The sequence below is a fragment of the Anaerobutyricum hallii DSM 3353 genome (assembly GCF_000173975.1).
GTDB lineage: Bacteria > Bacillota > Clostridia > Lachnospirales > Lachnospiraceae > Anaerobutyricum > Anaerobutyricum hallii.
The window spans coordinates 1-20,437 of sequence record NZ_ACEP01000113.1 but is presented as its reverse complement, the minus strand read 5'-3'; the positions used below and the strand labels follow the sequence as shown (position 1 = coordinate 20,437).

General features: G+C 37.5%; 20 protein-coding genes and 1 pseudogene. 12 read left to right on the top strand and 9 right to left on the bottom strand.

Annotated elements, in window-relative coordinates; genetic code table 11:
- Positions 1-341: 341 nt before the first annotated feature.
- Positions 342-1,370: a Gfo/Idh/MocA family protein gene (locus EUBHAL_RS11705; protein WP_005349970.1), complete on the bottom strand. Its 1,029-nt coding sequence runs from the start codon at positions 1,368-1,370 to the stop codon at positions 342-344.
- A gap of 222 nt (positions 1,371-1,592) precedes the next feature.
- Positions 1,593-2,399 (bottom strand): Cof-type HAD-IIB family hydrolase, encoded by an 807-nt coding sequence (locus tag EUBHAL_RS11700; protein ID WP_005349968.1) that lies wholly within the window; start codon positions 2,397-2,399, stop codon positions 1,593-1,595.
- Between the two features lie 365 nt (positions 2,400-2,764).
- On the opposite strand from EUBHAL_RS11700, the gene EUBHAL_RS11695 reads away from it, so the two are divergent.
- Both EUBHAL_RS11695 and EUBHAL_RS11690 read left to right on the top strand, forming a co-directional pair.
- A complete protein-coding gene (locus EUBHAL_RS11695) occupies positions 2,765-3,541 on the top strand; it encodes a DeoR/GlpR family DNA-binding transcription regulator (RefSeq protein WP_005349966.1) in 777 nt (258 codons plus the stop codon).
- An 80-nt stretch (positions 3,542-3,621) separates the two neighbouring features.
- Positions 3,622-4,173, top strand: a complete 552-nt coding sequence (locus EUBHAL_RS11690; protein WP_005349965.1) for a flavodoxin family protein — start codon at positions 3,622-3,624, stop codon at positions 4,171-4,173.
- Positions 4,174-4,409: 236 nt separating this feature from the next.
- Here the strand turns inward: EUBHAL_RS11690 and thrH are convergent, their stop codons facing one another.
- From thrH to EUBHAL_RS11675, 3 genes are all read right to left on the bottom strand, one after another.
- A complete protein-coding gene (thrH, locus tag EUBHAL_RS11685; RefSeq protein WP_005349963.1) occupies positions 4,410-5,015 on the bottom strand; it encodes a bifunctional phosphoserine phosphatase/homoserine phosphotransferase ThrH in 606 nt (201 codons plus the stop codon).
- A gap of 425 nt (positions 5,016-5,440) precedes the next feature.
- Positions 5,441-6,373, bottom strand: a complete 933-nt coding sequence (locus EUBHAL_RS11680; RefSeq protein WP_005349960.1) for an ATP-binding response regulator — start codon at positions 6,371-6,373, stop codon at positions 5,441-5,443.
- 179 nt (positions 6,374-6,552) lie between these two features.
- Positions 6,553-6,810, bottom strand: a complete 258-nt coding sequence (locus EUBHAL_RS11675; RefSeq protein ID WP_005349939.1) for a hypothetical protein — start codon at positions 6,808-6,810, stop codon at positions 6,553-6,555.
- Positions 6,811-7,172: 362 nt separating this feature from the next.
- Between EUBHAL_RS11675 and EUBHAL_RS11665 the strand changes: the two genes are divergently transcribed.
- The 4 genes from EUBHAL_RS11665 (at position 7,173) to EUBHAL_RS11650 (ending at position 11,926) form a co-directional block, all read left to right on the top strand.
- Positions 7,173-8,396 carry a phosphoenolpyruvate hydrolase family protein gene (locus EUBHAL_RS11665; RefSeq protein WP_005349937.1) on the top strand — a complete coding sequence of 408 codons (1,224 nt, stop codon included), beginning with the start codon at positions 7,173-7,175 and terminating at the stop codon, positions 8,394-8,396.
- 189 nt (positions 8,397-8,585) lie between these two features.
- On the top strand, positions 8,586-9,812 hold the full coding sequence (locus EUBHAL_RS11660) for a Tm-1-like ATP-binding domain-containing protein (protein WP_044923281.1): 1,227 nt from the start codon (positions 8,586-8,588) through the stop codon (positions 9,810-9,812).
- Between the two features lie 45 nt (positions 9,813-9,857).
- Entirely contained in the window at positions 9,858-10,688 is an 831-nt protein-coding gene (locus EUBHAL_RS11655) for a phosphoenolpyruvate hydrolase family protein (protein ID WP_005349935.1), read from the top strand.
- A 587-nt stretch (positions 10,689-11,275) separates the two neighbouring features.
- Positions 11,276-11,926 (top strand): GGDEF domain-containing protein, encoded by a 651-nt coding sequence (locus EUBHAL_RS11650; protein WP_167534406.1) that lies wholly within the window; start codon positions 11,276-11,278, stop codon positions 11,924-11,926.
- A gap of 540 nt (positions 11,927-12,466) precedes the next feature.
- Here the strand turns inward: EUBHAL_RS11650 and EUBHAL_RS11645 are convergent.
- A complete protein-coding gene (locus EUBHAL_RS11645) occupies positions 12,467-13,108 on the bottom strand; it encodes a hypothetical protein (protein ID WP_005349932.1) in 642 nt (213 codons plus the stop codon).
- Positions 13,109-13,830: 722 nt separating this feature from the next.
- Between EUBHAL_RS11645 and EUBHAL_RS11640 the strand changes: the two genes are divergently transcribed.
- From EUBHAL_RS11640 to EUBHAL_RS11620, 5 genes are all read left to right on the top strand, one after another.
- Complete coding sequence (locus EUBHAL_RS11640) at positions 13,831-15,255, top strand: acyl-CoA carboxylase subunit beta (RefSeq protein ID WP_005349931.1); 1,425 nt, start codon at positions 13,831-13,833, stop codon at positions 15,253-15,255.
- Positions 15,256-15,267: 12 nt separating this feature from the next.
- On the top strand, positions 15,268-15,612 hold the full coding sequence (locus tag EUBHAL_RS11635; protein ID WP_005349927.1) for an OadG family protein: 345 nt from the start codon (positions 15,268-15,270) through the stop codon (positions 15,610-15,612).
- A 94-nt stretch (positions 15,613-15,706) separates the two neighbouring features.
- The gene (locus tag EUBHAL_RS11630) at positions 15,707-16,075 is read left to right on the top strand and encodes a biotin/lipoyl-containing protein (protein WP_005349919.1); all 369 of its coding nucleotides are present in this window, start codon (positions 15,707-15,709) and stop codon (positions 16,073-16,075) included.
- A 33-nt stretch (positions 16,076-16,108) separates the two neighbouring features.
- Positions 16,109-17,233, top strand: coding sequence for a sodium ion-translocating decarboxylase subunit beta (locus EUBHAL_RS11625; RefSeq protein ID WP_005349917.1), 1,125 nt, complete (start codon positions 16,109-16,111; stop codon positions 17,231-17,233).
- Between the two features lie 157 nt (positions 17,234-17,390).
- The gene (locus EUBHAL_RS11620) at positions 17,391-18,803 is read left to right on the top strand and encodes an oxaloacetate decarboxylase subunit alpha (RefSeq protein ID WP_005349913.1); all 1,413 of its coding nucleotides are present in this window, start codon (positions 17,391-17,393) and stop codon (positions 18,801-18,803) included.
- A gap of 255 nt (positions 18,804-19,058) precedes the next feature.
- Here the strand turns inward: EUBHAL_RS11620 and EUBHAL_RS11615 are convergent, their stop codons facing one another.
- Positions 19,059-19,448, bottom strand: a complete 390-nt coding sequence (locus EUBHAL_RS11615; protein ID WP_005349910.1) for a type II toxin-antitoxin system HicB family antitoxin — start codon at positions 19,446-19,448, stop codon at positions 19,059-19,061.
- Positions 19,449-19,493: 45 nt separating this feature from the next.
- A complete protein-coding gene (locus EUBHAL_RS11610; RefSeq protein WP_005349907.1) occupies positions 19,494-19,682 on the bottom strand; it encodes a type II toxin-antitoxin system HicA family toxin in 189 nt (62 codons plus the stop codon).
- A 224-nt stretch (positions 19,683-19,906) separates the two neighbouring features.
- Between EUBHAL_RS11610 and EUBHAL_RS15950 the strand changes: the two genes are divergently transcribed.
- Positions 19,907-20,050 (top strand): hypothetical protein, encoded by a 144-nt coding sequence (locus EUBHAL_RS15950; protein WP_005349904.1) that lies wholly within the window; start codon positions 19,907-19,909, stop codon positions 20,048-20,050.
- 48 nt (positions 20,051-20,098) lie between these two features.
- On the opposite strand, the pseudogene EUBHAL_RS11605 reads toward EUBHAL_RS15950, so the two are convergent.
- Positions 20,099-20,437 (bottom strand): annotated as a pseudogene (locus EUBHAL_RS11605) (LlaJI family restriction endonuclease); the annotation flags it as partial.

Genomic DNA, 20,437 nt, shown 5'->3' with positions numbered 1-20,437 from the left:
CGTTGGCAGCTCAGAAAATCAGTCGGAGGAATTGGGGGATTTCCCGGAATACTGTGATTTTATGAGGAAATATAGTGAATCGATAACAGTATATTAAAAATATAGTATTTAAATTCGATTTTTTAAAGGTTTTATAGCGGATGTTTGCTATAAAATTATAGCTTTCCATGAAATGAAATATTAAGGATTGAAACACACAGAACCCTCCTCCCCTGTAATCTATAAAATGCGCCTTTGAGCAAGTTCAAGTTGCGGATGAGCAGCTTGGACGCAGTGAAACGAAGCATTTTATAGATTACAAGGGAGGAGGGTTCGTCTGTTTATTTCTCCAACGCTACAAATCAGAATTTGATTCCTGCCTTGCTTCGGGCTTTTTCAAGAACGCCTACCACAGTCACAGATTCTGTTAATAACTCATGTGCAGTCTCATAATCTTTTTCGTCAATAATTTTTGCAAAGTCCAAAAATTCCTGCGTCATACGGTGGTGCTGTTCTTTTGCAGTAAAGTAATCTGTGATTGTAGCACGAACCATAGCACCCGCCGCATCACGAACGCGTTCTTTTACGTTTTCATCAACGTAAGTGGTAGTAAGCTCAGAGGCAATATTCGGCTTGCTGTCGATTTTCATAAAGCCTTTTTCACCTTGAATGGAAACGTATCCTGGGCTGTCAGAATCCTTACTTCCCGTACATACTGCACTGAAGCCGTCATATACGAGAACTAAAGTTCCAGAAGTATCAATACCATTTGGACCGATATTTGGATAGTAATTCACATCTTTTGGTTCACCGAATAATCCGACACAATAATGAATATTGTAAACATTAATATCATAAAGTGCACCGCCATAATATGCAGGATCAAAAGAATGTGTGATATCCCCTTCTAAATATGCATCATATCGGCTGGAGTACTGAGAATAATTACAAAGAGCCATACGAAGCGTACCGAGTTTTTCAACATTTTTCTTCATTTCGTAAAATACTTCATTGTGAAGAACCGTTACAGCCTCAAAAATAAATAATTTATTCTCTTCTGCAATCTGCTGCAATTCCTGTGCCTCATTATAAAAGCCAGTAAAAGGTTTTTCAAGGATGACATTTTTCCCGTGAAGAAGTGCCTGTTTTGCATAGGAATAGTGAGCACTGTTAATAAGACCGATATAAACCGTATCTGCTGCGGTTTCTGTAAGTAGTTTTTCATAGTCAGTATAAACTTCAGCGATATTATACTGTTTTGCAAAAGCCTCTGCTTTTTCTTCACTGTGAGGTCTGGCAAAAATAGCTGTTTTTTCAATCTCTTTTATTGGTTCGATTGCAAATAAGGCATCTGCAATGATTTTTCCTGTTCCAATAAATGCAAGTTTCATAATATAATCTCCTTATATTTTTATTAAAGAAAGAATTCCTAAATACACTTTAGTTTATCATAGAATCTAACTTTTGGCAAAGAAATAAAGATTGTTACACATATTTGTAATCTCGGAGCAAAGGTTGGATGCGAGCAGGTGAGCGAGCATTCAATCTGCCACGGCTAAAGTTACAAATATGACGTAGCAATCTTCCCGTTTTCCTCTGTTCATCCTAATGAATTAAATCAGCCCTAAATCTTTGAGTGCCACTGGAATTCCATCATGATTATTATCAAGAGTAACCTTTCCGGGGAATGTCTCCAGAATAGCAACAGGAGCATTCCCCATGAGGATACCGCAACCGGCTGCGTAAAGCATTTCCAGATCATTGTAATTATCTCCAAATGCCACGGAATCTTCGGTAGCAATGCTAAAAAGTTCGCAGAATTTGCGGATACCTTTGGCTTTATTCATTCCAGCTGGCATAATTTCTAACAGGTAATTTGAGGATTTTACGATTGATAGAATCGGAAATGCCTTTTTTAAATCTTCTTCAATCTGAAGAATACACGCAGGATTGCACATGCAGAGGATTTTATTAACGACCGCATCTTCCGGTAATAAAGCGACAGTTCCCTCTACGCTTTCCACTTCCACAACACTTTCTTCATGAAGAATACGAGCGTCCGTTCTGTCATTTGTAATCCAGTTTTTTCCGGAATAGATGCCCCATGCGAGATCGAATTTTTTTTCTGTCATAAATTCGATAACAGTAGCGGCTGTCTGTTTGCTCATGCCTTCATTTGAAAGAATCCGGCCGTTCATATCCTCAATCCATGCGCCTCCGCATGCTACAATCGGACATTGGAAATGATGTTTCTCTAAAATCGGGTAAATGCAGCTTGCACTTCGGGAAGAAATGATAACAAAAGGAATATTTTTATCCTGAAGAGAAGCAATTGCTTCAATGGTAGCGGTGGATACGATATGTTCCGATGTTAACAGTGTTCCGTCAATGTCACTAAAAACAGCTTTGTATGTGCTCATATGTGGTGTCTCCTTTAATAAAATTAGTTATGTCTTTCAGACACGCTCTAGAATATCATTAAAAAGAACAGAAGTAAACGTTTGAATACGTTTTATTTAGCTAAAAATGGAATAAAAAATGTTTGATAAAACATTTTTGCTAAGGTATAATAAAAAATATTTAAATTGTGATATTAAATCAGTACAGAGAGTTATATTTTGACAAAATACATAACTTCAGAAAAAATACAAATAAATATAAAAGTAAAAAATAGTAAAATTAAGATAGCATAGATAAAGAGAAATATATAGCTAATAATTATGAAATGAGACAGATGGAAGAAGCTGGCTAATTCATAATTATATATAAAAGGAAGGAAAAATAGATGGAATGTAGAAAAGAATTATCTGGAGTAAAGAGAAGAGAACAGATTATTGATAATCTTCGGGAACATGGAGAGGTTACAGTAAAAATATTATCTAATCAGTTTGGTGTTTCAGAAATGACAATCCGAAGAGATTTGCATTTATTAGAAGAACAGGGCTATGCGACAATTCATTATGGAGGAGCGGCACTTTTAGATAGACAAAATATAGGTTGTCAGAGTTTTTCTTTAAGGAAGGGGAAAGAATCGGAGAATAAAAGAAGAATTGCAAAAAAGGCAGCCTCTTTTATAAGAGAGGGAGATGTACTTTTTATGGATACAAGTACAACAGTACTTGAAATCCTTACATATATGCCTGCATTTCGGGTAAAAATCATTACGAATTCAATGCCAGTAATGGAGTCAGTATATAGAGATGAAAATATTGATCTTTATATGGCACCAGGATTATACCGTTCTGTAGGAGGACCTCTTGACTATGCTACGGCGGAATATTTGTCCCGTTTTCATTATAATAAAGCTTTTTTTGGTTCTACCAGTTATGAGCCAGATTTTGGCACGTCTGCAGCAGAGGAGATTGAAGCAGCTGTAAAAAAATGTGTGATTGAAAATTCAGATGAGAATTATCTTTTAATTGATCATTCTAAAATGGGAAAAAGAAATTTTGTAAAATGGGGAGATACCGATAATTATACAGCTATTCTATCTGATGAAGAATTAGACATTGGTTGGAGAACGAAAATTGCACGCAATGGTGGAAAATTGATATTGTGTTAAACTTGTCTTTGCTGCGCAACTCAGAAATTGCCTTTGTCATTTTGTGGTGGTATAATATCTTTATAAAGGAGGAGTAAGAAATGGGTAAAAAAGTATTGATTATTACGGGAAGTCCAAGACTGAAGGGCAACACCAACGCACTGGTAACTGCATTTGCAAGTGGTGCGGTAGCTGCAGGGAACGAGGTAGAAGTTTTTGATGCAGCAACTGCGAACTTAAATGGCTGTCATGCAGATAAGAGTTGTGAGCAGCGTGGCTGTTGCGGACAAAAAGATGACGGAGTGAGAATGAATGAACTAATGCGAGAAGCAGATGTTCTTGTATTGGCATCTCCTGTCTACTGGAGCGGCTTTACATCACAGATTAAAACAGCGATTGACCGCTTTTATCAGTTTAGTTTTCCAAAGGGAAGAGAAACTTTACATATCAAAGATTTATATCTCATTGCAGCATCTGCTAATCCAGATTCGGCAATGTTTAATGACGTTGTTCATGCTTATGAACAGCTTTGTGAGTTACTGCATTTTGATAAGGGAGGAACACTCCTTTGTCCGGGACTTGCAGGAGCAGATGACCTCGAAAATCATCAGGAATTTTTAGAAAAAGCAGTAAAGATGGGGATGGCTATTTAATTCATTAATAGGCTGACGCATCCAAAGAGAAAAGCTGTCCTATATTGTGACCTTGCAGCGGTTTGAATGCTCGTTCATGTACACGCACCCAAACCTTGCTCCGAGGTCACAATATAGGGCAGCTTTTCTCTTTGGGATTGATAGTGATTGGATTTAGGCAAATAAAAATGAGAACATTTAACATGCCGCAACGAAAGTCACAGATAGGAGGGGATAGCTCGTCTGTCTATCACAAACTACGCTTCAATTACTCCCTTAATTGCAGCATATAACTCATCATATGTTTCATATGCCGGAATTTCTGGATACTCAGCCTTAATAGCATCTGTACTCTTGAATAAAAATCCAGCCTTACTTGCCTGAATCATACCAAGATCATTGTGACTGTCTCCGCTGGCGATGGTATCATAACCGATGGACTGGAGAGCTTTAACTGTAGTATATTTAGATTTTTCGCAACGCATTTTAAAGTCAGTGATTTCTCCGTTATCTGCTACAACGAGAGAGTTACAGAAGATAGTAGGATAACCAAGCTTCTTCATAAGCGGACCTGCAAACTGGGAGAATGTATCACTGATAATGATAACCTGTGTCAGTTCTCTTAATTTATCCAAGAATTCTTTTGCTCCAGGAATAGGGTCAATCTTTGCGATTGTTTCCTGAATTTCTTTTAATCCAAGACCATGTTCTTTTAAAATGTTAAGACGATACTTCATTAACTTATCGTAATCTGGTTCATCTCTGGTTGTTCTCTTTAACTCTGGAATTCCAGTCTCTTCTGCGAATGCAATCCAGATTTCCGGTACTAATACGCCTTCTAAGTCTAAACAAACAATTTCCATGTCTTTGTTTCCTCCATTTCTGATGTGTCAGTTGCGGTATTTAACAATAAGTAACACTACAAAACAGTATGTAAAATACCACGTCTTATCTTTCTAGTAATGTGAGTGTGTATTGAAAATCATTTTAGTATCTTCAAACACAATCGGATATGGCTCATGCTAGAGCGTGTTTGAAAAACCATTCTCGCAAATGTGATGTGTAAATTACTTTTTGCTTTTTCAAATATTCTCCAGTTAAGTTCAAGCCATATTAAACACTATTATAGTAGGAAACCTGAAAAATCTCCATAAAAATTTTTATTTTTCAAAAATTCTAAGAATTTTTTGGCTGTTGGAGCGATATGTTTTTCAAACACGCTCTAGCAGTAAACTAAGTAACTATCCAGCTGCCCCCAGCCAAAGACAGCTCGCCAACTTTGTACCAGTTACAAAAACTTCACAATTGTTGCAATCAGTTTCTCACAATTCAACGGTTTCGTTAAATGCTCATTCATCACCGGCATCATAATATCCATCAGAATCATGTCATAGTAGGTACCGGCAGGCTTTTCTAAAAATGCTTTTAATGCTTGTGAACCATCTTTTACAGGGGTGACAATAATTCCGGCATCTTCTAACATAAACTGGGCAATTTCGAGATTTAGCTCATTATCCTCAACGAGTAAAATTTGTTTACCAGAAAGAGACGCAGCGGTGATGTCTTCATCGGAAATAGATGGCGTAAATTCATCATTATTTAAGTAATCTGCGTTGCCGTTACCATGGGCTGAAGAATTCTTTTGTGCATTTGCGATAGTAAACGGCAGGATAATAGTGACAGTCGTTTCATTCATGCCGACACCGGTATCGGAAATCGTATATTTGTAAGTAAGTCTGCTTTCTGTCTGTTCGATTAATTCGGTTTTCCAGCGAATCTGTCCACCAGTTTTATTGTATTTGATTGCATTTTCTATAATGTTAAAGAAAATCTTCTGAATATAGATTGGGCTGCCATAAACCCGTTCACAGTTGGATGGAACCGTATAACTGTCACAGATGAGAATAATGCCGGAGTCCGCAGCATGAATTTGCATCGTATCCTGGAGAGCGGCGGTCAGTTCAGAAAGGTGAAACAATTCGTTTGTAAGAACTGTTTCACCGTGTTCTAAACGACTCATGTCAAGCACTTCATTTAACAGGCTTAAAAGCTGCTGTGCGGCACATCGTGCCTTTTGGCGGTTTTCCTCGATTAATTCCATATCGCTTGATTTGCTGTTGATATCAATGATACCGATAATTCCGTTTAAAGGAGTGCGGAAAAGATTATTGATGAATTTAAAGGCAATGAGGAAGAAGTAGAAGGGGTCATGGCAATTCATGGATTGGATATCCTGTCTCCATACAGGGGCAATCCGATATAAGCCATATTAGTGACTTTAGTCGCGGCGTGTTGAATACTCGCTTAAAACGCTACTATTCAACATTTGCTCCGAGGCCACAAATATGGCTTATATATCGTTCTGCGGGCTAATTTTGGATGTGTAACAAAATTACTTATTTATTCATCAAAATCTGTTTGGAAGACACCCTCTGGCGTTCTCATTGTCAAAATCCCAAGATTAAATCCTTCATCTTGAATCGTAATATGGTACTCAAAAGTTACGTCATCTTCAAATTTAGATAACACCAGATAGGTTCCATTTTCCTTATCTTCAATCTGATCACAGATATCATTATATACGTCTCTTCCGGAAATCTCTCTTGGGTAGCCGGATGCTTTTATTTTTTCTTCGAGTGCTTTATAAAATTTGTTCATGGTTTCCTCGCTTTCGTGGTTATGTTGTTTTAATATGATAATTTAAAATAGATGGTTTGAAAAGGGTTTTGTGCCATGCTATAATAATAATAGTATAGAATATTTGTTTTGCTAAGACAATACCATTTTGATGTAAAAGTTTTAATAAAATAGTGTCATGCAAAAATAATAGAAATTCGAAGGACAGAATTGAGGGAATATCTTATCAGCGAAATTGACATAGAAAAATTATACTATTTATCAGATATAAAAATAAAATTAAATTCAGAAAAACGTCAGCATCTTCTATTAACAGGAAAGAACGGTTCGGGTAAAACTCAGTTGTTATTAAAGAGATGTTTAGGTAAAAAGAAAGTGATGAGATGGATAGAGAATATATTTTAAGATTATTGCGCGCGCAGATTAATGTAAATGGTCATATTATCGGAGCGGCTGTAGGCTCTGGTATGACGGCTAAGTTTGCGGCAATGGGAGGAGCAGACTTATTATTGGCACTCAGTGCGGGAAAGTACCGTATTATGGGACGGAGCTCTTTTGCCAGCTATTTTTGTTATGGAAATAGTAATGAGCAGGTAATGGAGATGGGGCAGCGGGAACTTTTTCCTATTATAAAAGATACACCGATTGTATTCGGACTGATGGCCAATGATCCATCTCTTCATTTGTACGAACATTTAAAAGCAATTAAGGAAGCTGGATTTTCTGGAATTGTAAATTTTCCGACGATGGCATTGATTGATGGACAGTTTCGGGAGGCGTTAGAGGAAGAGGGAAATACTTATAAACAGGAAGTAGAGGCGATTCATCTGGCAAGATATCTTGATTTATTTACGATTGCCTTTGTTACGACAGAAGAAGAAACAAGGCAGATGATCGAGGCAGGGGCAGATGTGATTTGTGTGAATCTGGGGTTGACGAAAGGAGGATTTCTTGGGCCGAAAAGACATCTTTCTATTGAAGATGCAAGAAGGATGACGGATAAGATTTATGCACTCTGCAATGAGATGAATCCAGATATTATAAAAATGATCTATGCTGGGCCAGCCAATACGCCGATTGATATGCAGTATATGTATCAGAATACAGAATGTCAGGGGTACATCGGCGGTTCTACTTTTGATAGGATTCCTACAGAGCGGGCGATATATAATACAATGAAAGCTTTTAAAAGTTACGGAGATTTTGACAGGAATAATCCGATGACCCGTTTACTTGATGGAGACTGGAATGCAAGAACGACGGTGGAGTTTGTCCAGAAATATGTAGAGGAACATTACATGGATGAGGTTATTCTTGGGGATCTGGCGCTGGTTGCACATGTGTCCCCTTCTTATCTAAGTACCCGTTTTAAAAAGGAAACTGGGGCAAGTTTTACAGAATATCTGATTCGTTACCGGGTGAATAAGGCAAAGAATCTGTTAAAAGAGAAGCAGAACCGCTGCCGGGAAGTGGCAGAAAATGTCGGATATAAGGATTACGCACAGTTTTCAAAGATATTTAAGAAATATGTGGGGTTATCCCCGAAAGAGTATCAAAGAATGGCTTTAGAAGAGGAAAACCAATATAAACACAAGAAAAGTGAATAAAGATAGTAGTGTTTAAAATATAAATACAAGAGATACAAATATAAACACATTTACTTACATCAGAAAAAGAAGTAGAATAGAGTCACAACAAAGACAAAATTCTACTTCTTTTTTAAAATTCATGAATTATATATTAAGTTGTCAGAATATTTTTCACAATGGGAGAGTTACAAGGAGAAAGGAGAAAAGATGAAGACAATCGCAATTGCAGGAACCTTTGATTCAAAAGGAGAAGAATTTCTATATGTAAAAAAATTAGTAGAAAAACTTGGACTTCAGACATATATGATTCATACTGGTGTATTTGAGCCAGCGTTTGAACCAGATGTATCAAACAGGGAGGTTGCAGAGGCAGCAGGATACGATATTGATAAAATCGTAGAAAAAAAAGACAGAGCATTAGCGACGGAAGCACTTTCTAATGGTATGAAGGTTTTAGTTCCACAGCTTTACAAAGAAGGCAAATTTGATGGAATTCTTTCTTTTGGTGGTTCAGGAGGAACTTCATTAGTAACTCCGGCAATGCAGAAACTGCCGATTGGTGTACCAAAGCTGATGGTTTCTACGATGGCTTCTGGAGATGTCGAAAGATATGTTGGAACAAGTGACATCTTAATGATGCCGTCTATTGTTGATGTGGCAGGAATTAATAAGATTTCAAAAATTATTTTCAAAAATGCAGTATTAACAATTGCAGGAATGGTAGCTGGACAGGAAAAACTTGCAGAAGAAGAAACTATAGAGGAGAAACCTTTAATTGCAGCATCTATGTTTGGTGTTACAACTCCATGTGTAGAACAGGCAAAAGCAGTGTTGGAACAGGCAGGATATGAAGTGCTTGTTTTCCATGCAACAGGTACAGGCGGAAAAACAATGGAATCCCTCATTGAATCTGGATTCTTTACCGGAGTGTTAGATCTCACCACAACTGAATGGTGCGATGAGGTAGTCGGAGGTATTCTTGCTGCCGGAGAAGACAGATGCAGAGCTGCCATCCGCAAAAAGATTCCACAGGTTGTTTCTGTTGGTGCATGTGATATGGTAAATTTTGGGCCAATTGATGAGGTGCCAAAGCAGTTTGCAGGCAGAAATCTTTACAAACACAATCCATTAGTTACTCTGATGCGTACATCCGTTGAGGAAAATAAAGTAATTGCTGAGAAGTTAGCAGAGAGATGGAATGAGACAGAGAATAAGATGACACTCTTCCTTCCAAAACAGGGTGTTTCAATGATTGATGCTAAAGGACAGCCATTTGATGGTCCAGAGGAAAGAAAAGTATTATTTGATACTTTAAAAAATAATATCTCTAATGAAAATGTTGAAATCGTCGAGATGGATAACAATATTAATGATGAGGCATTTGCCAAGGCAGCCGCACAAAAATTAATGGAACTGATTAACGAAGGTAAATAATAAATTACATAAATAAAATCATTTAAAAAACAGGAGGTAACGATTATGTTAAGAAAAAGCAGAGAAGAAATCTTAAAAGACTTTAAGGCACAGGTAGCACAGGGGAAAATCTTAGTAGGTGTTGGAGCTGGTACAGGTATTACAGCAAAATGTAGTGAAAAAGCAGACGTTGATATGCTCATCATTTACAACTCTGGACGTTTCAGAATGGCAGGAAGAGGTTCTTTATCAGGAATTCTTTCTTACGGTGATGCCAATGCCATCGTTCAGGAAATGGGACAGGAAGTACTTCCTATCGTAAAGAAAACTCCAGTACTTGCCGGTGTATGTGGTACAGACCCATTCCGTGTAATGGATATTTTCTTAAAACAGTTAAAAGAGCAGGGATTTAACGGTGTACAGAACTTCCCTACGGTTGGTCTTATCGATGGTAAATTCCGTGCAAATTTAGAGGAAACAGGAATGGGATATGGTCTTGAAGTAGACATGATTCGTGAAGCACATAAGCTTGATATGTTAACATGTCCATATGTATTTGAACCAGAACAGGCGAAAGCAATGGCAGAAGCTGGAGCAGATATCCTTGTAGCACATATGGGATTGACAACAAAAGGTTCTATCGGAGCAGAAACAGCATTAACATTAGATGACTGCTGCGAAAAGATTCGTGAGATTATCAAAGCTGGAAAAGAAGTAAATCCAGATATCATGGTTATCTGCCACGGCGGCCCAATTGCAGACCCAGAAGATGCAGCATATGTAATTAACAATGTACCTGAAATCGATGGATTCTTCGGAGCATCTTCTATCGAAAGACTTGCTTCTGAAAGAGGAATGACAGCGCAGGCAGCAGCGTTTAAGGCAATCGAGAAGTAATTACTATTTAATTCATTAAGTGAACTATAGACGAAGCCATTACCCCCAATAAGGCATATTTGTGATTTTAGTCGTGGCGGTTTGAATGTTCGCTCATGCGCTCGCATCCAAACCTTGCTCCGAGACCACAAATATGCCTTATTGGGGGTAATGGCTTCTGTGCTGTGGCTTGAGAAGGTGAATTAAACAGGGGGAGGGGAATTTGAGGATGAGATACCAGGTGTTCTGCTTATTTAAGAATGACTGGGGATAGAAGATATGATTTGACTACATATAGTATAGAGAGAAAAAACGGTATTTTAAATTTGATTTTATAAATATTATGGATAACATAATATAATCATGTCAGACTTAGTTAGAATCTGCTTCTTTATCTAGACCTTTTGGAATAATCATAGGTATGTACATATAACTCATAAAAATGGAACTTAAAAAATATAGAAAAGCTCTCTTTTTCAATGATTACCACAGCAATATTTCAATAATTTCAGAATAAAAAGTAGACTGTTGTTATCAATCTCAACTCATTACCACTTCCATTTAAATACAAAACTTCTATTCACTTTGTTTATATTTATATTTTTTTGGTGACACTTCGCATTTTTACAATGTTTCCTCAAAAGAAGTATTATGCACTTCGTGGAAAGCTGGAGATGATATTTGGAATGGTCGTATTTCCGGTTATTGCAGGTGTTTTGCAAATGTTTTTCACAGAGATTTCTATTATTTGTTTTGGACTGACACTTGGAATTATTCAGGTATTTACGGCATTTCTTACAAATAGAATTACAATGGATGAATTAACGCAGATTAATAACCGAACAAAGCTGATGCAGTATTTGGAAGGATATATGGAAAGACATACAGAAGGGGAAGAAACAGATTTACATTTTTTGATGATTGATCTTGATGATTTTAAATGGATTAATGATACATATGGTCATGTTGAAGGAGACAGGGCATTGATAAGGATAGCAGGGGTTTTGAAAAAAACACTGGCAGGACATGCAGGTATTCTTGCAAGATATGGCGGAGATGAATTCTGTATTGCCGGAGAGATGCTTCGGGAAGAGGCGGAGCATCTGATTAAAAACTTATATGAAAATCTGGAGAAAGCGAATAAACAGGCAGCCTCTCCATATGATATAGGAATGTCTGTTGGCTGTGCACAGTTTACAAAAGAAGTCAGAACCATTCCAGACCTTGTGAATAGTGCAGACGAGGATATGTATTTATGAAAAGAACAAAAACGTACTAATTTGTAAATACTAATTTGTAGATTTCGTATAGACGAAAAAAGAAACAATATCATATCCCATCTGCTCTGTAGTCGCTGTGTTTAAGATGCTCATCCGCATCCTAAACACGCTCCGAAGCCGCATCTGGGATATGGTATTGTTTCTTTTTTCTGATTATCCTAAATCCACAGTTGGTGAGGATGGGGAATCTCCTTCTCTTTCCAACAAAAATCATTAATTTGCTATTTGTTATCAAAATCAGACAGCCGCTGAAATAAAATTTTATGCTGAATTGTAAGAAGACTATGATAAATAAAAAAGAATTGTTATAAGTTTGAATTTTGTGACTTTGTGCTGCGGAATTTTGACTATAACCTTGCGAGCTCGTTTTCGAGCAAGGTTGTTTTATTAGGCAAAATGAAGCGTTTAGCGCAACGGAACAAAATCAAACTTATAACAATTCTTTTTTTAGAAGACCTGGTACAATTCAGCTCAATATCTTCTGCTAAAGCGGCGTCTGTTTCTCCAGCAAATTAGTAGTTATAATAATTCCGAATATCCATGTCCGTTTACCAAAGCATCGATTTTCTGACCACTCTTACAATATGGGCAGTCATGCTTACTATATGTATGGTAAGTAGGAATATCATTTGGAGTAAACAGCGAATTAACAGGAAGATTACCATATTCAGAAAGCGTACTAAATATTGCTGAAATTCCCTGCAGTTTGCCACCATAGTACTCGATACATTCCCAGCTTCGGTTGATTGTGATTCCAGTTGTGACAGATGCCATTAAAATAATGATATTTCTATCTTTAATCATTGGCTGGATATTTTTGCGGAAGAACATCTGACCATCTGAATCTATTTCTGGAGTAACAATATAGATAGATTTATGCTGGTTGTAAGAGAAGAATCCGCTCTCTGTAAGCTTTTCTGCTAAAAATGCACCGATTACTTCTGTTCCGTCAAGACATACGATGGTATCGACGACGGTATTATGTTTATAAAGTGGAACTAACGCTCTTGCAGCTTCTTCTGCATTAGACTGACGTACTTTTAATGTTGTCATATCTAAAAAGTAGTTGACATGAGAATGCTTTGTTGCGAAATGTCCCGGATAGGCAGAAAGATGTAGATTACAGGCTTTTGAACGAAATTGAATTTTGCGGTTTTCCATAAGATGTCCTCCTCCTTTATTGTGAAAGAATTGTTTATTTTGTTTATTATACCTTTTTTGTGTGAAAAAATAAAGGAGTATTTGTGCAAAATTACAGGCTTTTCTTGACAGTTTATAATTTCTTTCTGATTTTTTGAAAATACTTCATGGTATGCATATACAGTTGTATAAAATGAAAGGGAGCGCTATTAGTTTGTGAAAAAAGTTTGACAAAAATAGTTCAAAATTGATTTTGGATACTATATCTTTGATTTAAAAAAGACAGGAGGAGAATGTAAGCGAGAAAAGAAGAATGATGGAAATAAGAGTGAAATTATGAAGAAAAACGGAAGATATTTGATAGAATGAGAATGTTTTGTATAAAATGACGAAAAAATAGAAAAACCAACTAGTAATTGAATGTCAAAATACGTTAAAATTATAACGAAATAAAAATGGACATATAAAACAAAAATAGAATTTTAAAGATAAAATAGAGAAAAACAGGAAAAATACACAAGCGTTCCTGAAAAAAACAGGAGATTCAGAAAGAAAATTGAAAGAATTGTTAAAAAATTTGCAAATAGGCAGAATGTTCATTTTGTTTAGTGGAATGGGCAAAATAAAATAAATGTTAAATAACTAACAGAAAATGGTTGCTAACATGATAATAATTTGTTATTATTACATAGAATGAAAGAGCAACAAGGTATACAATATAGCATTTTTATGGAGGAAAGAATATGGGTAATTCAAAAATGAATGCCAGAGAGCGCATTGATTATCTGTTTGATGACCACAGTTTTGTGGAAGTTGGTGGATATGTTTCCGCTCGTAATACCGATTATAATCTCGGTGCAAAGAAAGTAGAAGGTGATGGTGTTATCACTGGATACGGAGTTATTAATGACCGCATGGTTTATGTTTACAGTCAGGATGCTTCCGCACTTGGAGGTTCCGTAGGTGAGATGCATGCGAAGAAAATTGCTTCCCTTTATGATCTGGCGATGAAAACAGGTGCGCCAATCATTGGAATGCTGGATTGTGCAGGACTTAGATTACAGGAAGCGACAGATGCCCTTCACGCTTTTGGAACGATTTTTAATAAGCAGGCACAGGCATCTGGAATGATTCCACAGATTTCTGCAGTATTTGGAATGTGTGGAGGAGGAAGTGCCGTAATGTCCGCTATGTCTGATTTTACATTGATGGAGAAGGAGAACGGCAGTCTCTTTATCAACAGTCCGAATGCATTAGCGGGGAATGAAGAATCCCGTCAGAATACGTCAGGAGCACAGTTCCAGTCTGAGCAGGCTGGTAACGTAGATTTTGTATGTGAGACAGAAGAAGCACTTCTTGACCAGCTTCGTATTCTCGTTGATGTACTTCCTTCTGATTATGAAGCAGAAGATGTTTACTTTGATAACGATGATGATTTAAATAGGGTTATTCCTGAGTTAAATGATGCCGCATATGATGCCGCTTACATTTTAAAATCTATTTCTGACAACAATATGTACATAGAGACAAAGGCAGCCTATGCCAAAGAGATGGTAACTGCATTTATCCGTCTGAATGGAGAGACAGTAGGTGCGGTTGCAAACCAGCCAGTAGATGGTGAGTCCGTTTTAACAAGAAATGGTCTTGAAAAAGCAGAAAGATTTATTAAGTTCTGTGATGCATTTTCGATTCCTCTTCTTACTGTAACGAACGTGACAGGACTTCGTGCCAACGCACATGAAGAGAGAAAGCAGGCGCTCGCATTAGCGAAGTTTACAACAACACTTGCACAGGTTAGTGTACCTCGTATTAATCTCATTGCAGGCGAGGCTTATGGAACTGCAGCGGAAGTAATGAATTCTAAAGCTATCGGAGCTGACTTTGTTCTGGCATGGCCACAGGCATCTGTAGGAATGATGGATGCAGAACAGGCAGTTCGTATCATGTATGCAGAGGAAATCAATACAGATAAGAATAAGACAGCACTTATCGCAGAGAAAACTGCGGAATATGCAGAAGGACAGAGCAGTGCATTAGCAGCTGCAAAGAGAGGATATATAGATGACATCATCGAGCCGGACGCAACAAGAAAGCGTCTTATCGCTGCTTATGAAATGCTTTACGGAAAGAAAGTAACTCCAGTGACAAAGAAGCATACGGCAGTATAGTGAGGTGAGAGTATGAACGTATTTGAACAAGCCTTATTAAATACTTTGATGGGTATGGGAACTGTATTTGCAGTACTGATTTTCATTTCTTTACTGATTTCTCTTTTTGTATATATCCCATCTATTGAAAGAGCGTTAAAGAATCGTTCTTCTAAGAAAGAGAAAAAGGCTGCGCAGGAAGAAAGACCGGCTCCAAAGCGTCCGATTCTTGAAGAAGTTGTGGAAGAAGAGGAACTTGTGGATGATGGTGAACTTGTCGCAGTAATCACAGCGGCAATCATGGCAGCGAATGGAGGAGCAGCAGTCAGTGCAGATAAGTTGGTCGTTCGTTCAATCAAGAGAGTGAAGAGAAGATAGCAAAAATGTATTCTTGGAATCTTTTTATAAAGTTTTGAAAAGTTAGCTATAGAAAGATTTTAGAAGTACATAAAATCATTCAGGAGGATTTACAATGAAAAATTATAGAATTACAGTTAATGGTGTTGCTTATGATGTAGCAGTAGAAGAATTAGGTGCAGGAGAAGAAAGTGCAGCGCCGGTAAGTACACCAGCAGCCGTTCCGGCTCCAGCTAAGAAAGCTGCCCCAAAGACTTCCGGAAGTGCCGGTGCCGTAAAGATTACAGCACCAATGCCAGGTAAGATCGTAGCAGTAAAGGCACAGGCAGGTGCTTCTGTAAAGAAGGGCGACGCTGTTCTTGTATTAGAGGCTATGAAGATGGAGAATGAAATCTGTGCAGCACAGGATGGTGTTATCGCAAGTGTGGAAGTAGCAGTTGGAGATATGGTAGAAGGCGGAGATGTACTGGCTACAATGAACTAGAGCATATTTGCAAAATAAAACGGAGGAAGATTTATGAGTTATGTTGTAGAGACAATGACGAATCTCGCAGCACAGACCGGATTTGCATTCTTAAAGCCAGGTAACTTCATTATGATACTGGTTGCTTTAGTCTTCTTATATCTGGCCATCGCCAAAGGATATGAGCCACTTTTGTTAGTGCCGATTTCTTTTGGTATGCTGCTGGTTAACTTATATCCGTCCATTATGGAAGAAGGCGGATTATTACATTATTTTTACTTATTAGATGAATGGAGTATTCTCCCTTCACTGATTTTCTTAGGCGTTGGAGCACTAACAGACTTCGGTCCGCTGATTGCCAATCCAGCAAGTTTCTTGCTAGGAGCTGCGGCGCAGTTTGGTATTTACAGCGCGTATTTTCTTGCAATGCTTATGGGATTTAACGGAAAGGCAGCAGCAGCAATTTCCATTATTGGTGGAGCCGATGGTCCTACTTCTATTTTCCTTGCCGGAAAGCTTGGGCAGACAGACTTAATGGGACCAATTGCGGTAGCGGCATATTCTTATATGTCACTTGTACCAATTATTCAGCCACCGATCATGAAGCTCCTTACTACAGAAAAGGAACGTCAGATTAAGATGGAACAGTTAAGAACCGTTACAAAAACAGAGAAAATTATGTTCCCTATCGTTGTAACAGTTGTTGTATGTCTGATTCTTCCTACAACAGCACCATTAGTTGGTATGCTGATGCTCGGTAACCTTTTTAGAGAGTCCGGCGTAGTAAAACAGCTTTCAGAGACAGCGTCTAACGCTCTTATGTACATCGTAGTTATTATTCTTGGTACATCCGTTGGTGCGACAACAAGTGCAGAGGCATTCTTAAATGTCAGCACAATCAAGATTGTAGTATTAGGTCTTGTAGCTTTTGCTGTTGGTACTGCAGCAGGTGTCCTGTTTGGTAAACTTATGTGTAAGGTTACAGGTGGTAAGGTAAATCCATTAATTGGTTCTGCCGGGGTATCTGCCGTTCCTATGGCAGCCCGTGTATCCCAGAAAGTTGGTGCGGAAGCAGATCCATCAAACTTCTTACTGATGCATGCGATGGGACCAAACGTTGCCGGAGTTATCGGTACAGCGGTAGCAGCCGGAACATTTATGGCAATTTTTGGAGTATAATTTAGAATTATTTGATTATTTAAAATTCATTATTTATAGGGCTATAATCTGTAAAAAATGTTACAGGGGATATTTATAAATAGTTTACAAGTTGAATTTTAGATAATAACAGTTGTAAGCGCAAATAGTTACGTGATTTGAAATAAAAGGAGATATTATGGCCGAAATTAAGAAAAAACCGGTTAAAATAGTAGAAACCGTTCTCCGTGACGCACATCAGTCTCTGATTGCTACAAGAATGACAACAGAGGAGATGCTGCCAATCGTAGATAAGATGGATCAGGTTGGTTATCATGCAGTAGAATGCTGGGGAGGTGCAACATTTGATGCCTGCCTGCGTTTCTTAAAGGAAGACCCATGGGAGAGACTTCGTAAATTAAGAGATGGCTTTAAGAATACAAAGTTACAGATGTTATTCCGTGGACAGAACATCTTAGGATATAAGCCATATCCAGACGATGTTGTAGAATATTTCGTACAGAAATCTATTGCAAACGGAATTGATGTTATTCGTATTTTTGACTGTTTAAATGACCTTAGAAACTTACAGACTGCTGTAGATGCAACAAAGAAAGAGGGAGGACACGCGCAGATCGCCCTCTCCTATACAATCGGTGATGCATATACATTAGACTACTGGAAAAAGACTGCTAAGAATATTGAAGAGATGGGAGCAGATTCTATCTGTATCAAAGATATGGCAGGACTTTTAGTGCCGAATGAAGCAACTCGCCTTGTAACTGCATTAAAGCAGGCAACAGACATTCCTATCGAACTTCATACACACTATACAAGTGGTGTCGGTGGAATGACTTACTTAAAAGCAGTAGAAGCAGGAGTCGATATCATTGATACAGCCATATCTCCATTTGCAATGGGAACAAGCCAGCCGGCAACAGAAGTTATGGCTGAAACATTCCGCGGTACAGAATTTGATACAGGATTTGACCAGAAGCTTTTAGGCGAGATTGCAGACTATTTCCGCCCAATACGTGAGAAATATCTGGCAAATGGTTTAATGAGTCCAAAGGTACTTGGCGTAAATATCAAGACGTTAATGTATCAGGTACCGGGAGGAATGCTTTCCAACCTCGTATCTCAGTTAGAGCAGCAGGGCGCATCTGATAAGTTCTATGAGGTATTAGAGGAAGTTCCAAAAGTACGTAAAGATTTCGGTGAACCACCATTAGTTACACCGTCCAGTCAGATTGTCGGAACACAGGCTGTATTAAATGTACTTACCGGAGAGCGTTATAAAATGATTACAAACGAGTCAAAAGCCCTTCTTCGTGGAGAATACGGTCAAACCGTAAAACCAATGAATAAAGAAGTACAGAAAAAGGCAATCGGCGATGAAAAGCCAATTACCTGTCGTCCAGCCGACCTTCTTGAACCGGAATTATCTAAGATCGAGGCAGAGATGAGCCAGTGGAAAGAACAGGACGAAGATGTGCTTACATACGCATTGTTCCCACAGGTAGCAACCGAATTCTTTAAATACAGAGCGGCACAGGAGAATAAGATTGATCCTGCAAAAGCCGATGTAAAGAATGGAGCATATCCGGTGTAGGATTGATTTAGATTAAAAACAGACGAACCCCCGCAACTTTATAGATAGCACATGTGAAGATTTCGCTGCGTAGAAAATGCTCAGCCGCATTTTTACTTGCTCCGACATCACATTTGCTATCTATAAAGTTGTGGGGGTTCTGTTTTTTAACCTAAACTTGCCGGAAATGGATAGGTGAAGCTATCGTATTAGATGCCTTGTTAAGTATATTATAATCTATGATTGCAGTATTACCAAATGAAAGAATTATAGCCATTAACGAGATTGAATTTTGTTTAAAAGAGCATCCTGCAAAATCTGTGAAAAGTTTAAATTCAATCGCAATGCTTCGTTATTCAACCATTCAGGGATTGTTAAAGTTTTTTTGATAGATTTATTATGATACTTTCGATTATATTCCAAATAATCATATGGGATGATTACGACAACTCCATCATCAACATGTGTGATGTTAGACGGTTCTGGAAGTTCTTTATGGTCGTTAATGTCATCAGTTAAGATAAGTCCTAAAGCATCTATAGCCATATCATAGGCTTCTTGCATATTTTCTCCCTGAGTTAGACATTCGGGAAAGTCAGGAAAAGTCACCCAATAACCGCCTTCTTCTGCAATATGAAATACAGCAGGATAAAATAATTTTTTCATAATGGATACCTCCAATGTATGTGAGTTATTATAGATGAAATAAGGCTATTTTAAGCCCGCTTGTTTTAGGATGGCATCTTCTAGTCCTTTTTTTAAATCTTTGCTATGAAGAGGAACTGTTGTTTGTTTGCCAGTTTTAAAATTCTTCATTTTCACATGGGAACCATTTTGACTTATTTTTATGAAACCATTCTTTTTTAATAATCTTATCATTTCTTTTGGTTTCATTGGCATAGTATGCCACCCCTTTCTATAATTATATTATAATACGTATAATATACGTGTGTCAAGAACTCGGTGATACAACTGGTGAGGAATAGTATATCATATTTAAGAAGAAAAACAACTAATAAATGTAAAATAACATAAAAAATGTAATTTTGAAAATGAAAAATTTTTGATAAAAATACAGAGATATGGTAAAATGAAGTATCAAAAGATAGTCAGGGGGAGATACAATGAATAACGCAGTTTCATATGCTATGGATAGTCAGGTGATTTTTCAGATGTTTTTTTCAATTGTATGTATAGCGGCAGCTATAGGTGTATCCATTTTGGTTCTTCGCTTTATGAGGAAGTTTATAGATTTTTTGTTACAATAGGGGTAATAGAAGTAAGGAAGGGATATTAGGTCCCTTCCTTTAAAAATTTTAAAGAAAATTTTTGGCGATGTCATCTAAAGTTCTGGAGATTTTTGAAAAATCCTGGTTTAAATCTAATGCAAGAACAGAAATCTGATTTCCGCTCATATGGTAGGTGTTATTAGGAATAATATCTTCATCGGTTTGTGCATAAAGAAGCATTCCTGATACAGTATGTTCATAGTTTCTCAATTCAAATTCCTTATTTTTTACATAGGTAAAAATCTGATAAAGATTATTGGAATGCAGAGTATGTATTCCGTATTGTTGCTGGGTCATATGCGAATAATATTTGGCATCAATAATAAGTATGTTATTGTTTTTGGATAACATAATATCTGTCTGCAT

Bases quoted from the DNA above. Each gene is read 5' to 3' on its own strand.
- EUBHAL_RS11695 (WP_005349966.1), top strand. From the start codon at position 2,765: ATGGAATGTAGAAAAGAATTATCTGGAGTAAAGAGAAGAGAACAGATT.
- EUBHAL_RS11625 (WP_005349917.1), top strand. From the start codon at position 16,109: ATGAGTTATGTTGTAGAGACAATGACGAATCTCGCAGCACAGACCGGA.
- EUBHAL_RS11680 (WP_005349960.1), bottom strand. From the start codon at position 6,373: ATGAATTGCCATGACCCCTTCTACTTCTTCCTCATTGCCTTTAAATTC.
- EUBHAL_RS11700 (WP_005349968.1), bottom strand. From the start codon at position 2,399: ATGAGCACATACAAAGCTGTTTTTAGTGACATTGACGGAACACTGTTA.
- EUBHAL_RS11665 (WP_005349937.1), top strand. From the start codon at position 7,173: ATGGATAGAGAATATATTTTAAGATTATTGCGCGCGCAGATTAATGTA.
- EUBHAL_RS11645 (WP_005349932.1), bottom strand. From the start codon at position 13,108: ATGGAAAACCGCAAAATTCAATTTCGTTCAAAAGCCTGTAATCTACAT.
- EUBHAL_RS11630 (WP_005349919.1), top strand. From the start codon at position 15,707: ATGAAAAATTATAGAATTACAGTTAATGGTGTTGCTTATGATGTAGCA.
- EUBHAL_RS11690 (WP_005349965.1), top strand. From the start codon at position 3,622: ATGGGTAAAAAAGTATTGATTATTACGGGAAGTCCAAGACTGAAGGGC.
- thrH (WP_005349963.1), bottom strand. From the start codon at position 5,015: ATGGAAATTGTTTGTTTAGACTTAGAAGGCGTATTAGTACCGGAAATC.
- EUBHAL_RS11655 (WP_005349935.1), top strand. From the start codon at position 9,858: ATGTTAAGAAAAAGCAGAGAAGAAATCTTAAAAGACTTTAAGGCACAG.
- EUBHAL_RS11610 (WP_005349907.1), bottom strand. From the start codon at position 19,682: ATGCCAATGAAACCAAAAGAAATGATAAGATTATTAAAAAAGAATGGT.
- EUBHAL_RS11675 (WP_005349939.1), bottom strand. From the start codon at position 6,810: ATGAACAAATTTTATAAAGCACTCGAAGAAAAAATAAAAGCATCCGGC.
- EUBHAL_RS11660 (WP_044923281.1), top strand. From the start codon at position 8,586: ATGAAGACAATCGCAATTGCAGGAACCTTTGATTCAAAAGGAGAAGAA.
- EUBHAL_RS11620 (WP_005349913.1), top strand. From the start codon at position 17,391: ATGGCCGAAATTAAGAAAAAACCGGTTAAAATAGTAGAAACCGTTCTC.
- EUBHAL_RS11615 (WP_005349910.1), bottom strand. From the start codon at position 19,448: ATGAAAAAATTATTTTATCCTGCTGTATTTCATATTGCAGAAGAAGGC.
- EUBHAL_RS15950 (WP_005349904.1), top strand. From the start codon at position 19,907: ATGAATAACGCAGTTTCATATGCTATGGATAGTCAGGTGATTTTTCAG.
- EUBHAL_RS11635 (WP_005349927.1), top strand. From the start codon at position 15,268: ATGAACGTATTTGAACAAGCCTTATTAAATACTTTGATGGGTATGGGA.
- EUBHAL_RS11640 (WP_005349931.1), top strand. From the start codon at position 13,831: ATGGGTAATTCAAAAATGAATGCCAGAGAGCGCATTGATTATCTGTTT.
- EUBHAL_RS11705 (WP_005349970.1), bottom strand. From the start codon at position 1,370: ATGAAACTTGCATTTATTGGAACAGGAAAAATCATTGCAGATGCCTTA.